Genomic DNA, 13,227 nt, shown 5'->3' on the forward strand with positions numbered 1-13,227 from the left:
CGTTCCGGTCTCTCAACTCATTTATGCGGCCTTTCGTTCGAATGCCAAGGGGCTTTTCCCGCCGAGCGATGAGTGACGTCGGCGTGGATTATAGAAGCCATTGATATACTGGAATATCGCGCCTTCTGCCTGGCGGCGTGTGTCCCAACGATTGCGCCAGATCAGCTCTGCCTTGATGGATTTGAAGAATGTCTCAACCATCGCATTGTCGTAACAATTGCCCTTGCCGCTCATCGAGACCTTGAAGCCGTGCTTTGACAGGCGGCGCTGATACTCGTTGGAACAGTATTGCGACCCGCGATCCGTATGGTGAATGCAGCCTTCGGGCGGTTGCCGTAGCGCCACAGCCATGTCCAACGCCCGGATCGCCAAATCCCGTTTCATGCGGTTGCTGACAGCCCAGCCGATGACGCGGCGAGAGTAGAGGTCGAGGATGACAGCCAGATATAGCCAGCCTTCGCTGGTCCAGATGTAACTTATATCACCGGCCCATTTCTGGTTCGGGCCATCCGCAGTGAAGTCCTGATCCAGCAGGTTGGGCGCGATGTTGAACGTGTGATCGCTATCTGTTGTGACCTTATATTTTTGGGTCCTGACGACCTTGATGCCGTTCTCGCGCATCAAACGGCCCACACGCCCGTGGCCGACGCTCAGCCCCAGTTCTTGCAGTTCTTCAGTCATCCGTGGGCGTCCGTAGCTTTGCAGGCTAAGCCGATGCTGCTCACGGATGTGGGCGAGAAGTACCATATCATCTCGCTGCCGTTGGCTCATTGGGCGTATCCGCCACGCACGAAACCCACGAGACGTGACCTGCATGATACGGCAGAGAAATTCTACGGGCCAAGCTTCCTTCCAGGCGTCGATGAAGGCGAACCTCACCGGCTTTCGCCTGCAAAGAAGATTGCCGCCTTTTTTAGCACTTCCCTCTCCTCGCGCAGTAGCCGGACTTCTTTGCGAAGGCGGATGTTTTCCTTCTCAACATCCTCATGCGGCCCAGACATCAGATCGTCGTGCTGATGTTGCTGAACCCACTTGTTCAGCGTGGAGACGCCAACCCCTAAATCCGATGAAAGCTGCGGGCGCGTTAAGCCGCTGGTCGTCGCCATTCGCACAGCATCACGCCGAAACTCGTCTGTGTATCGCTTTGCCATTCCTTATCTCCTTCATAGCAAACATTGCTCGAAAGAGACCGGAACTAAAACGGGGCAAGACCAAACTGAGCAAGCTGCGCAGAGTATTGTGACGAATCGATAGGTTCTAGTGGATCTTGATAGCGGGCCTGTGTGGTCAACATTTTCAAGAACGTTTCAAAATCCGACGAGATCACGCTCTCGGCTTTTCTGATTGCTGCTGTTGTCTTGGGGGTTGAGGTGGTTAACCCCGTCGCGGTGAGTGTCATAAGAAGGTTCCCTACAGGCGGATGTCGACGCCAGATTGAATTTTCGGATCAAGATTGCGGTCAGCCGTGGACGGGATGCGGGAAGCGCTTGCGTGTTCTTCAATTGGTGGAGGGCTCGTGATGGTTTTGTCCGGCGCTCTATCGGGCTCGCCGCCCTCGCTGCTGAATGAGAAACCCGGTTCTGCATATCCAAGCAGTTGCAATTCCTTGTCCAATTGCTCGATGTTCCGACGCAACATCTCGAGCGTTTCGGGCCGTTCCGCCTGGATGTTTACCAACAGGCCACTCTCGGCTTGCGTGATCGACAGCCTGACCCGGCCAAGCTCCTCTGGGCTTAGTGTGACGTCCACGGATTTGCTGCCGCTCGTATGGATCACTTCCGCCAATTGTTTTGGAATATGGTGCGGAACACCTGTCTTGATCGCAGTGAGTTGGGGGGATGCAGACGTGCCCCGAGATTGCTCAACCATCTGAACCGAGGTCAGCTCCTGATCCGGGCTTTCGTCGCTCAACCCCGTTCGTTGATCGTTGCTGATCGGCTCATCGAATAGTTGATCCGCACGGGGGGATTGCAGTGTCGGTAAAGTAATGGGTTTTGCTCGTTGGAGTTGGCTTTGGATTGAAGTCGTCGCCCCATGCGCATCATCTTGCGCAGGTGCGCTAAATTCTTTCCTTTCAAGGCTCTTACTCAGGTCCGGAGCGGGCGAAATTGCTTTGGCCCGCGCAACAAAAGCCCCTATTTCTGGAGGATCACTTCGATTTGGCAGAAGCGGTGCTTGTCCCTCGGTCAGATCATATCGAGCCATGGGGTGTTGTCCAGTTCGCGCGGGGTGGTTGTCTGCTCTGCCCTCAATGCTGTTCCAAGCTTTGGGAACTGATTGACCGAGCTTGCTTTTTTCCACATCGGAAAGAGGTGTATTGGTCGGAAAAGAAGGACGAGGTGAAAGCGCGTCGCGCATTTGGTTCATGGTTGAGGTCAGAGAAGCATGAGGCCCCGAATGACCCGTCCCGATAGGTGAGTCCGAGACAGCGAGTTGAAGCGCCGATGGGTATGTCGTTTTGGACGGCTGTTTGACGCCGTCCTGCGGGAGAATAGAAGGGGAAGCCGAAATTGCGCGGTCCTTCTCGCCTGGTTCATTTGGTGGGGACAGTGATTTTTGCGTTTCTGTTGGATTTGAGGTGCTTACTGTTTCGGCACGCCCATCTCGGACCAATTCTTTGTATTCGTGTATATCACGGCGGGCCTCTGACTTGAGGGGCATAGCGGAATGACCCTCCGGAATTCCAATTTTTTGGCTTGCCCCACCGACGCTGCGCTGGAACCCCTCGCCTTGTAAAAAAGATCGATCATGCAAAGATCCGCGGTTGGTTTTGACGCCATTGGCTTGGGGGGGCAGATCATCTTGAGCACGCGGCTTTTCTGAATTTAAGTTCTTTGTGGTGGCGGCTTTTGAAACAAGGTGAAGCTGGTGGTTCAATCGTGTCTCATCCGAAACGCGCATCGATTGGATACCGTTCTTGGACCTGGCCAATGAAACTGGGCCCCCCTGCCCGATGAATTCAGGATCAGTGTCGGATATGGGGGAATGTTGCCCTGTATCATTGCCCTGCCTATGCTCTTGAACTTGAGCAGCGCGCGGCGAGGCCGATGTGTCAAATTGGCTTTGAAAATATCTTGGATGGGACAGGTTCGCGGATATGTTTGACGCGGTAGCGTTCCCTTGGAAATCAACTGCGGTCTTTGGCGCATTACCGTTTTGCCTTAAAATTCCACCCGCTTCATCAGAAAGATTATCCCCAGTCGATTTAGATCGCTCAAGATTATGGCCTGTGGGGGCTTCTTCTTTGTTTTGGGGGTCAAGCCGGTCAATTGGCTGATCGATCGCAGGGCTATTAGGTTCTTCAATTTTATTTTTGTCCGCTAGCTCCCTAAAGATTGTCGAAAAATGTTCGGACTGTTTGGGTGTCCTGAGTGAACTTTGGCCGTTCGAGTTCGTCGGGTTTTCCGAGGATGAAACGCCTCTCATCGCAACATTGCTTGATACTCTATTCGAGTCGGGCATCTGCATTTGGCTTCTCCATAGAGTGCTTCGATTTGAGCCAACTATGATGAAAGATAGTTACCGGTTATTTACTGATTTCTGCACATGATCATTAAAGTAGCTGCAATTTAAAGGATAATGGCATGGATATCCCGGATGTAGGGAATAGCACGCGCCCCCAAAGTGGCCCGCAAAAACGTCTTTATGAAACAGCCCAGAAACTCGAGGCGGCGTTTTTGGCTGAAATGTTGAAGTCCGCCGGGTTTGGTCAATCAAGGGAAAGCTTCGGCGGGGGGGCAGGCGAAGACCAATTCGGTTCTTTTCTTTTGCAGGAACAAGCCATGAAAATTGTGAAGGCCGGGGGTGTCGGGCTTGCTGAATCCTTATTCGAAGCATTGAAAGACAGGGCAAATGACCAAAGAAATTGAACTATTAATAGCAGAGTTGGACCAGATTTTGGAATCTGAACGGACTGCGCTGATGTCGGGAAAATTGGATGTCCTCAGCGGTATGGCTGCGGAAAAGGAGGCGCTTATGGGAGCGATAGATCTCACAAAAGTCGATGATCCTGAGGCGCTTGAACATCTCATTGAAAAAGTGAAGCGCAACCAAGGCTTGTTAAATAACGCGCTTGAAGGAATCCGGAAAGTTGCGCGGCGGATGGCTGCCTTTCGTCGCGTGCAGGGGTCGCTCGAAACATATGACAGAAACGGCGAAAAGCGGGTTGTCAGTATGACACCCATTTCTTCAGTTGAACGACGCGCCTGATTTTAAATCAAATCCAGAGCATTGGACCCAGCTGCGTTAGGGGGCTGTTAAGCGAAATACGAACATGGTGCTCGTGCATCCGAGGTCGGATGGCGCACCATCCGGTAGTTGAATGTGTGCACAGGTCAGAATGACATTCTGGTCCAGCCCCAGGGGGGAGGGCCGCAAACGGGCGCAAAGCGTCCTTGACTAAAGGAACATGTTCATGTCGAGCATTAATACAAACAACGGCGCAATGGTTGCGCTTCAAACACTTCGTTCTATCAACAAAGATCTGTCTGCAACACAAAGTGCGATTTCGACGGGTAAAGACATCAACACTGCAAAGGATAACTCAACCGTCTGGATGACTTTCGCATTTGAAGAATAGGCGCGCTGTGTGCGGATCATCGTGGTCAATTCAGTTGCCACGTCGGTTGTGGATTCTTCACGCGCATAGCTTTTGATGTCGCCCGTCGGCCCGTCCCCGGCATTCCAAAGGAAATATGCGCCGCTCTCAGGAGAGATTTCGTAAGTCTGAGCATCCACAGAAACCAGCCCTTCGGCGTTCGGGAGGTCGACCAACGGAACCTGATAGATTGTTTTGCGCAAGCCGTTGTCGTAGATCGCGTTAACATATCCATTCGCGTCTACTTCAACTGCTGCCATGTTCCCGACAGGCGACCCGTCTTTGCTAAGCGCGATCGGGGCAAAGCTGTCGGACAGTTGGGAAAGACCAAAGGAACTGTTGACGGCACCGATGTTGAATTCGATCGGGCCGCTGGCAGCGTTGATGATCATCTCGCCAGTGACGGGATCATAGGCACCACCTGAGACTGTGGTCACAGACGCAATCGTCCCCCCCGCCTGGCGACTGTCATCGAAGGTAATGATGTATTCGCCGACGACAGCATTGTCTTGAGCAGAATCCGCCAATGTCGCGGTCCACTCGTTGGAACTGCCGGTCGCGGGCACGGTCGGCGTGAATTCCATCGTTATACTTTTCGACGTGCCAAGGTTGTCGAAATATTCGATCGAAAGTACCTGAGCTTCGCCGGACGCGCCCGCGGTTGTCGATGTCGCAGGCAAGTTCAGGCTCATATCGACCTTGGTCGTTGGATCACCGCTCAGGTTGAGGGCAAACTGTATCGGGCGCAGGCCGTCATTGGTATCGCGCGGGAAATTTGGCATGGTGCCATCTTGATTGGCGGGCCAGCCAAGCAATAACAGGCCACTTTCTGTTGTCAGCAAACCGTCTGCATCCAATCGGAACGAACCCGTTGTGGAAAGCATCATTTCATTGGCGGTTTCATTGGCCTCAAAACCACTTTTGGTGGTGACAGGCAAAAATCCACGTCCGCGCACAGCAAGATCGGTAGAGTTCGAGGTGCTGATCAAAGCGCCGCTTTCGCTGATCAACCGTTGAGAAGAGGCCCGAACGCCGCCAGCAGTATAGCCGCTGACCCCGTCACTTAGCACCAGTGAATTGAAGTCGGTTACGACGCGCTTATAGCCATATGTGGAGGAGTTTGCGATGTTATCCGAAACCGCTGCCAATCGGGTTGCGTTTGCTTGAAGTCCCGCAACCCCTGCATTGAGCGAAGATGAAATAGTCATGCGCTAGCCTTTTTGCTGTTCCAATCGAAGTTGGATCAACACATAGGCCCCTCAGGCTTAACACCCGACTAACAGATAAAATGCGCCATAGTTTCCAGCTATTATTCCCGCAAAAAGATGACCTCAAGGCGATTGTTCCGGACATCCATCTTGTTCACTGTTTCAGGTTTTCTATCCGCATAACCCGTGACTTTTTGCACTCTTTCCCGATTATTCAGATATTTCTCAAGCAAGAGCCGCCCACGGGTCGCGCGTTGGGATGAAAGATCCCAAACAGGGTTTTTGATCGCTACAATTGGGTTGGAACGGACATGCGCCGTCACTGCTATGTCATTTTTGACGATTTTGGCCGCATCCGCGATGACGTACATGAGCGTGTCAAGAAGCTCCGAAGGGGTATCCGTGCCGGGCGCAAACAGCGCCGTTTCTTCATCATCGAAGAGTTCGATCACCATTCCCTCGTTGGTCACTTTTGTGACCACGTGGCGCTTTAGCTCGTCCATCACCATGGATTCACCACCGCGCCCCATCAACGCGGCATCAACAACCTTGAACAGTTCATTGATACCTTCAGCATCTGGTCCGTCGCTGCCATTCCCCGCGCCGGTGCCTTCCTGACCTTCTGTCGGTTGGTCAGGCGTCGTGGCACCGGTGCCATTTTTTGGCAAGGTCATTTCCGAGAAAATACTGTCGCCCGAAAACGCCCCATTGCCACCACCCGATACCCGCATAATCGGAATCGTGGGGGAAAAGTAATCCGCAAGCCCCTTGCGTTGTTGTTCTGTTGTCGCATTCAGCAGCCACATCAACATAAAAAAGGCCATCATCGCGGTCACAAAATCCGCGTAAGCGACTTTCCAGGCACCGCCATGGTGCCCGCCGCCTTTGATAATCTTCTTACGTTTAATGATGACTGGTGCCGCATTTGCCTGCGCCGCCATTCTCACCACCCTTATTCACCCGAAGTCAGGTGTAGCGGTGCAGGTGTTACGGCCAGCTTAACATCTTCAATTTTCAGTACTTGCCGCGCGAAGCAGGTCAGCTCAGGTGATCTTCACCCCGGCTGCGTGCCAGCGCGATCTGATGCTGGCGCTCGCGAAAGCGGGCTTTATCTGCATCGGATGTCTCATCAACACATTGGTGGCAGCTGACGCCAACCTCATAGCCTTCGCGCGATGTGTCTTGCGGCAATATTGGCCGGCGACACCCGTGGCACAGCATATGCGGGCCTTCCTTCAGCCCGTGGCCGACGCTCACACGATTGTCAAAGACGAAACATTCACCCTGCCAGTTGCTGTCTTCCTGCGGTACTTCTTCGAGGTATTTCAGAATGCCGCCCTTAAGGTGAAACACGTCCTCAACCCCTTGCCCGACAAGGTAATTCGTTGATTTTTCGCAGCGAATACCACCCGTGCAGAACATCGCGATCTTTTTGTTGTGGAACCGGTGCTTGTTTTCCTGCCACCAGGCCGGGAACTCGCCAAAGCTTTTGGTCTGGGGATCAATGGCACCATCAAAGCTCCCGATGGATACCTCATAGTCATTGCGGGTATCGATCACAGCCACATCGTCGCGGTTGATCAGCTCGTTCCAGTCGGACGCTTCGACATAGTGGCCAACCCGCGCGGTCGGGTCGACATCGGGCTGCCCCATCGTGACGATCTCACGTTTGAGCCGGACCTTGATTTTTCCGAAAGGCGGGGATTTTGCGGTGCTTTCCTTCCACTCTAACGCGCTGCAACCGGGCAGTTTCTTGATGTGGGCAATAACAGCATCTATGCCGGCGCGCGGGCCTGCGATGGTGCCATTGATCCCTTCGCCAGCAACGAGCAAAGTGCCTTTGACGTCCTGCGCCTCGCACAGCGCCTTTAGCGGTGCGCGCAAGCCATCAGGATCGCTGAATCGGGTGAAGTGGTAGAGAGCGGCAATAATATACATGCGCGCTCAGATACGCCCCCTATGCGCATCAGGCAAGAGGGTGGTTTCACCGCTGACCTGATCGCGAAGTTGTGGTATCGCGGCACAAACAAGGAGACAGCAGCATGACCAGAGCATTGATCGTGATCGACGTGCAAAACGACTTTTGCCCGGGCGGCGCGTTGGAGGTTCCCCAAGGCGATGAAATCATCGCGCAGATTAACGATCTGATGAAGGATTTTGATGCGGTCATTCTGACCCAAGACTGGCATCCTGCGCGCCACTCGTCATTTGCGTCTTCGCATTCCGCAAAGGGTCCGTATGAAGTGATCGAAATGCCCTACGGCCCACAGGTTCTGTGGCCGGATCATTGCATTCAAGGCACGTCCGGGGCCGAATTCCATCATGATCTGAATAAGGTGCCCGCCGATCTGATTATCCGCAAAGGCTTTGACCCCGCAATTGACAGCTATTCGGCATTTTTTGAAAACGACCGCACAACGCCAACCGGTCTTGAGGGGTATTTGCGAACCCGTGGCATAACCGAGCTGGTATTGGTCGGGCTCGCCTTGGATTTCTGCGTCAATTACTCGGCGGTTGATGCTGCAAAGCTTGGGTTCAAAACCGAAGTCAGACAAGATCTGTGCCGTGCCATTGATCTGAACGGGTCGCTACAATCAGCAATCGACGCAATGACGACTGCGGGTGTTATTCTGACCCGGGTTTAGGTTTCGCAGCGCGCAGCAATTGGAACAGACCGGATATTATCGCCCCGTTGATCGGAATGCTTGCAACTATACCATAGGTTTATATTAAACTCAGCGGCAATTCCCTTGCCCCGTCAATCGGGATGGGCCACAAACACACCGCCTATGGGAGCCTAGGATTATGGTCGATATCGCCAGCCGCGTCTGGAATCACAAGTGGAAGATAGACCCGATCGTGCGGTCGTTGATTGATACGGATTTCTACAAATTGCTGATGTGCCAATCGGTATTTCGCAATAAACCTGAAACCCAAGTCACCTTCAGCCTGATCAATCGGTCAAAGCATATTCCCCTTGCCGATCTGATCGACGAAGGCGAATTGCGCGAGCAACTTGATCACATCCGTTCGCTTTCCCTCAGCCGGGGAGAAAGCACCTGGCTGCGCGGCAATACGTTTTATGGCAAACGCCAGATGTTCCGTCCTGATTTTATGGAATGGTTCGAAGGGCTGCGCTTGCCCCCCTATCACCTTGAGCGCAAAGGCGACCAATACGAGCTGACATTTGAGGGCACATGGCCCGAGGTGATGCTTTGGGAAATTCCTGCCCTTGCGATTCTGATGGAATTGCGCGGCCGCGCGGTGCTGGACCGGATGGGTAAATTCGAACTGCAAATCCTTTACGCCCGCGGCATGACCCGTGTCTGGGAAAAGATCGAAGAGCTGCGCAAGATACCTGATCTGTCGATCGCCGACTTCGGCACGCGCCGCCGCCATTCGTTCTTGTGGCAGGACTGGTGCGTTCAGGCGATGCAAGAAGGGCTGGGCCAAGCCTTTATCGGGACGTCGAACTGCAAGATCGCCATGGACCGCGAGGTCGAGGCGATCGGCACCAATGCACATGAATTGCCAATGGTTTATGCCGCCCTTGCCGAGGATGATGCCGCGCTTGCGAAGGCACCCTATGATGTTTTGCAAGACTGGCACGACGAACACGATGGCAACCTGCGCATCATTTTGCCTGATACCTACGGGACCAAAGGTTTCTTGGAAAATGCGCCTGATTGGCTGGCGGGTTGGACCGGCATCCGCATCGACAGTGGTGATCCGGCCACCGGTGCCCAAACGGCAATCGATTGGTGGAAATCCCGGGGCGAGGACCCCAGCAGCAAGCGGATCATCTTTAGCGATGGCCTGGACGTGGCCAAGATCAAGGAATTGCATGGTCAGTTCGCGGGCAAGGCGAGGATCTCTTTCGGCTGGGGCACCTTGTTGACCAATGATTTCCGAAATCTGGTCCCTGATGATGCGCTTGCGCCCTTTAGTCTGGTCTGCAAGGCCGTTTCAGCAAATGGACGTCCCACCGTTAAACTGTCGGATAATCCCAACAAGGCGATGGGCCCGCAAAGCGAGATCGAGCGCTACAAGCGGGTGTTCCATGTTGGTGCGCAAGATACGCAAAAGGTCATCGTTTAGGCGGTGACCTTTGCCTTTGTCGCGCGATTTTGGCCTTCCCGCCAAACGATGAGCAAACCGCCGACAATGATAAAGAACGCGCCGGGAAACAGATCAGACCACGGTGCCTCGCCGTAAAAGACCCAGCCAAGGACAAAGGCCAGCGGAATGCCGAAATAGCTGAACGGGGCGAGGTTGCTTTGTTCGGTCATGCGGTAGGACATGATCAGGAACAAAACCGCCGTTCCGCCAAACCCGCCCATGCCGATGATCCAGAACAGATCGGCGCTTGACCCCAGCGGGTTGAAACCGCCGGTCACAAACGCAAGCGCCAGCGACCCGATGGCGGCAATGCCGGACGAATACAGATTGATCAGCGCGCTCGGGACATCATCATCGACCATGCGGGTTGTCACAGCCACCAAAGCATAGCAGACAGCCGCCGCAAGCGGCAAAAGCGCAGCGGGTTGGAAACTGTCGCGCCCTGGTCCCACGACCATAATCACCCCGACAAACCCCAAAAGCACAGCCCCCCACCTGAGCGCGCCAACCTTTTCACCAAGCAGCACAACAGCAAGCGCAACCATGATCGGCGCATTGGCATAGGTGATCGTCGATGCCGTGGCAAAGCTGAGCAACCCAAGCGACAGATAAAAGAAATACTGCGCAAATGTCAGGATAAAGCCGCGCAAAAGGGCGAACCGCCACTGACGTATCTTTATGATGCGACCACGTTTATGCCAGTCCGGCGATACCCAAAGCGCAATGCCTGCAGGAATGAGGCCCGCTATATTGCGATAGGCTGACAGCTCGGCAGCGCCGAAATGCGGGGAAAGATGTTTGATGATCAGCCCCATCAGATCAAACAAAACCAACGCCAGTAATGAAAAGATGATCGCGAGGGTAGTGCGGTTCATCGGCACATTTTTGATCCTAATCGATTTCAGCGTCGACGCTAACAGACAGTGGGGGTTTGACCATCCCTATCCCGACCGTAGGATCAGGTTATTTGGCCGGATCGACCTTGCCGCGCAGCGCTTTGACCTCTCCGCGGACTTTCTTTTCCTTCAGGCGACGTTTCTTGGACCCCAAGGTGGGGCGGGTCGGAATGCGGCGTTTGGGCGGGGTGAGCGCCGATTTTATCAGATCTTTCAGCCGGCCACGCGCAATCTCGCGGTTGCGGGCCTGGCTGCGGGTCTCGTCGCATTGAATGACCAATGCGCCTTCGTTGGTCCATCGGCGGCCTGCAAGCCGACGCAGACGGGTTTTGACCGGGTTGGTTAACGAAGGGGAAGTCGCGGCCTCGAAGCGCAATTTGACTGCGCTGGACACCTTGTTCACATTTTGCCCGCCCGGCCCCGATGCCCGCATAAAGCTTTCGGTCAGTTCCCAGTCTTGGATGGCGATATTGTCGGTAATGTGCAGCACTGCGGTCTCCTTGGGGGCAGTATCGCATTGCAGCCTGCCAAGGGAAAGAGTGGCGGGAAAATGCGAAAAGGGCCGCCCTGAAAAGAGCGGCCCAATCGAATGGCTTACGGAGGTGGGATCGGTTAGATCATCGATCCACCTGGGGTTCTGACCGCCAAGGGCTGCCCTAGCGGTTATCCTCCCAAGCTGTTCCGACACCTCGCTCCAATACCGTTCTTGACACTGGATCACCTCCTTTACATTTGTTGAACTCACCCAAAGTTTTGCACAGGAATTTAAAAAGGCAAAATGTTTTTTTTTGTTACCGTTAACAACCATGGGCGCAAAGTGCCGCCGGACTGGCAGGAACTTTGCGCCCTCATAAATTTGGTGCATGGAAAAGGGTTTTTACCGGCCAGACAGCAGCCGCGCCGTGATCAACCTGAACGGAACCAATGCGATCAATGCAAGGCTTAGCTTGACCGCCCAGTCTGCCACAGCCAGCGATACCCAAAGCGGCGCAACAGGCCCGCTGCCCAGCAGTGGCAATGTCTCGGCAGCCCAAGACACATCCGTAGACGGGCTGAGGAACGACAATGCCCCCGAAAACGCGATCGAGAAGAACAAGATCGTGTCGACTGTGCTGCCGATCAGGGTGCTGGCGAGCGGCGCGCGCCACCATTTGCCGTCCCGAAGGGCTGAAAAAATCGCGACATCAAGCAGTTGCGCGATCAGGAAGGCCAGACCGGACCCGATCGCGATACGGATTGTCACCATTGGGCCGAATTCGCCCACAATCTGTGTGCCGATCAACGAACAGATCAGCCCGACAACAAAGCCCACCAGAACCACGCGCCGCGCGGCGGCTTGGCCGTAAACGCGGTTCATCACGTCGGTCACGAGGAATGCCAAAGGATAGGTGAATGCGCCCCAGGTGAGCCATTGACCGTAAAGGAATTGAACAAGGATATTGGAGGCCACAACGATGGCAGCCATGGCAATAATGCCGGGAAGATATGTGCGTGTCATGTGTTAACCGTTTTTTGCAAGGGTGCGGCGACTTGGCCTGCGGGAATCGCAGACAAAGCGGCCTTAAGGGGTTGCACAGGGTCTTGCAAGCTAGTCGGTAACTGAAAACTCGATGATCTGGGTGCTTTGGAACGGCAGGAAATTATCGTCTGACACCAGTGTCAGGTGGGTTTGCCCTGAGCCGTCCCGCCAGACCGTGATCCCTTCGAGGTTGTCAAACCGCGACGGCAGGCTTTTCAGCAAGGTGATTTCTTGCGGTACCGGGGTGTCCAGATCGAACCGCCTGATCTGCGTCCTGAAACCCAACGGGGTCACGGTGCGTTCCAACAGGTAAAGCCGCCCTTGTCCGTCAAAATCCGCGCCAACGGGCACAAAGGGCCGATGCTTGGGCAGTTGTGCTGTCACCACCCGCGCCCCGTCTTTAAAAGCGTAAAGCGGAAAGTGGTCGCCATCGGTATCTTCGGGAATGGCAAAAACAGTGCCATCAGGGCCGATTGCAAGCGCCTCAAGGCCGCTATTCTCGCCCAGAAACTCCGATTTCGCGAGGCTGGCATAAGGCGTGGTCACCCCATTTACGACATCAAGCTTGGCAATCCGGTGCTGGCCTTCAAAGCTGACATAGTATTGACCTTGTGCATCGACGGCCAAGCCTTCCGCATCGGTAAACGGCTTTCGTAATATGGTACCCGCCGCGTCACGGATTGCGACAGAATGGACGATCTCGACCGAGGTGATTGACCCAGCCTCGCGATGCACGATCGCTTGAAGGGCGCGCCCCCGGTCTGTGACAACGGTCATCATCCCGCCATCAGACGAAAGCTCGACACCCGAAAGGCCACCGAACCAATTGGCGCTATCTTGCCAGAAAAACTCAGAATCCAGCTGCAAAACGCGTTCATCCCCGACCGC

The 13,227-nt window shown here is 54.4% G+C and carries 14 protein-coding genes and 1 pseudogene; 5 read left to right on the forward strand and 10 right to left on the reverse strand.

Features of this window, described 5'->3' with window-relative positions; genetic code table 11:
* Positions 1–21 precede the first annotated feature (21 nt).
* The 3 genes from ACSQ13_RS17330 to ACSQ13_RS17340 all read right to left on the reverse strand — a co-directional run bounded on the left by ACSQ13_RS17330 (position 22) and on the right by ACSQ13_RS17340 (position 3,468).
* Positions 22–1,151, reverse strand: a protein-coding gene (locus ACSQ13_RS17330; RefSeq protein WP_295513100.1) for an IS3 family transposase whose coding sequence is annotated in 2 segments (ribosomal slippage) — positions 22–905 and positions 905–1,151 — 1,131 coding nt in all. Because the reading frame shifts where the segments join, the coding sequence is not laid out codon by codon here.
* 44 nt (positions 1,152–1,195) lie between these two features.
* Positions 1,196–1,399, reverse strand: coding sequence for a flagellar hook capping FlgD N-terminal domain-containing protein (locus tag ACSQ13_RS17335; protein WP_435988127.1), 204 nt, complete (start codon positions 1,397–1,399; stop codon positions 1,196–1,198).
* Positions 1,400–1,410: 11 nt separating this feature from the next.
* Entirely contained in the window at positions 1,411–3,468 is a 2,058-nt protein-coding gene (locus tag ACSQ13_RS17340) for a flagellar hook-length control protein FliK (protein ID WP_295512074.1), read from the reverse strand.
* 116 nt (positions 3,469–3,584) lie between these two features.
* On the opposite strand from ACSQ13_RS17340, the gene ACSQ13_RS17345 reads away from it, so the two are divergent.
* From ACSQ13_RS17345 to ACSQ13_RS17355, 3 genes and pseudogenes are all read left to right on the forward strand, one after another.
* Positions 3,585–3,869, forward strand: a complete 285-nt coding sequence (locus tag ACSQ13_RS17345; RefSeq protein ID WP_176248847.1) for a rod-binding protein — start codon at positions 3,585–3,587, stop codon at positions 3,867–3,869.
* On the forward strand, positions 3,853–4,209 hold the full coding sequence (locus ACSQ13_RS17350; protein WP_255200099.1) for a flagellar biosynthesis protein FlgN: 357 nt from the start codon (positions 3,853–3,855) through the stop codon (positions 4,207–4,209). Before ACSQ13_RS17345 ends, ACSQ13_RS17350 begins: the two co-directional genes overlap by 17 nt.
* A gap of 199 nt (positions 4,210–4,408) precedes the next feature.
* Positions 4,409–4,495: pseudogene (locus tag ACSQ13_RS17355) on the forward strand (flagellin); the annotation flags it as partial.
* Here ACSQ13_RS17355 and ACSQ13_RS17360 read toward each other — a convergent pair.
* The 3 genes from ACSQ13_RS17360 to trhO form a co-directional block, all read right to left on the reverse strand.
* A complete protein-coding gene (locus ACSQ13_RS17360; RefSeq protein WP_367268368.1) occupies positions 4,456–5,805 on the reverse strand; it encodes a flagellar hook protein FlgE in 1,350 nt (449 codons plus the stop codon). The pseudogene ACSQ13_RS17355 and the gene ACSQ13_RS17360 sit on opposite strands and share 40 nt — an antisense overlap.
* Before the next feature lie 101 nt (positions 5,806–5,906).
* Entirely contained in the window at positions 5,907–6,746 is an 840-nt protein-coding gene (locus ACSQ13_RS17365; protein WP_176248878.1) for a flagellar motor protein MotB, read from the reverse strand.
* 97 nt (positions 6,747–6,843) lie between these two features.
* Positions 6,844–7,743, reverse strand: a complete 900-nt coding sequence (gene trhO / locus ACSQ13_RS17370) for an oxygen-dependent tRNA uridine(34) hydroxylase TrhO (protein ID WP_295512076.1) — start codon at positions 7,741–7,743, stop codon at positions 6,844–6,846.
* Between the two features lie 104 nt (positions 7,744–7,847).
* Here trhO and pncA point away from each other — a divergent pair, with 104 nt between their 5' ends.
* Complete coding sequence (pncA, locus tag ACSQ13_RS17375) at positions 7,848–8,450, forward strand: bifunctional nicotinamidase/pyrazinamidase (protein ID WP_176248880.1); 603 nt, start codon at positions 7,848–7,850, stop codon at positions 8,448–8,450.
* 160 nt (positions 8,451–8,610) lie between these two features.
* The gene (gene pncB, locus ACSQ13_RS17380; protein WP_176248881.1) at positions 8,611–9,903 is read left to right on the forward strand and encodes a nicotinate phosphoribosyltransferase; all 1,293 of its coding nucleotides are present in this window, start codon (positions 8,611–8,613) and stop codon (positions 9,901–9,903) included.
* Here the strand turns inward: pncB and ACSQ13_RS17385 are convergent.
* The 4 genes from ACSQ13_RS17385 to ACSQ13_RS17400 form a co-directional block, all read right to left on the reverse strand.
* A complete protein-coding gene (locus ACSQ13_RS17385; RefSeq protein WP_176248882.1) occupies positions 9,900–10,799 on the reverse strand; it encodes a DMT family transporter in 900 nt (299 codons plus the stop codon). The two genes, pncB and ACSQ13_RS17385, sit on opposite strands and share 4 nt — an antisense overlap.
* 88 nt (positions 10,800–10,887) lie before the next feature.
* Positions 10,888–11,310, reverse strand: a complete 423-nt coding sequence (gene arfB / locus ACSQ13_RS17390) for an alternative ribosome rescue aminoacyl-tRNA hydrolase ArfB (RefSeq protein WP_295512078.1) — start codon at positions 11,308–11,310, stop codon at positions 10,888–10,890.
* A 387-nt stretch (positions 11,311–11,697) separates the two neighbouring features.
* Positions 11,698–12,318, reverse strand: coding sequence for a queuosine precursor transporter (locus ACSQ13_RS17395; RefSeq protein ID WP_176248884.1), 621 nt, complete (start codon positions 12,316–12,318; stop codon positions 11,698–11,700).
* 90 nt (positions 12,319–12,408) lie between these two features.
* A complete protein-coding gene (locus ACSQ13_RS17400) occupies positions 12,409–13,206 on the reverse strand; it encodes an esterase-like activity of phytase family protein (RefSeq protein ID WP_435988128.1) in 798 nt (265 codons plus the stop codon).
* Positions 13,207–13,227: the final 21 nt, after the last annotated feature.

The sequence above is a fragment of the Sulfitobacter sp. SH22 genome (assembly GCF_965641905.1).
Taxonomy (GTDB): Bacteria; Pseudomonadota; Alphaproteobacteria; order Rhodobacterales; family Rhodobacteraceae; genus Sulfitobacter.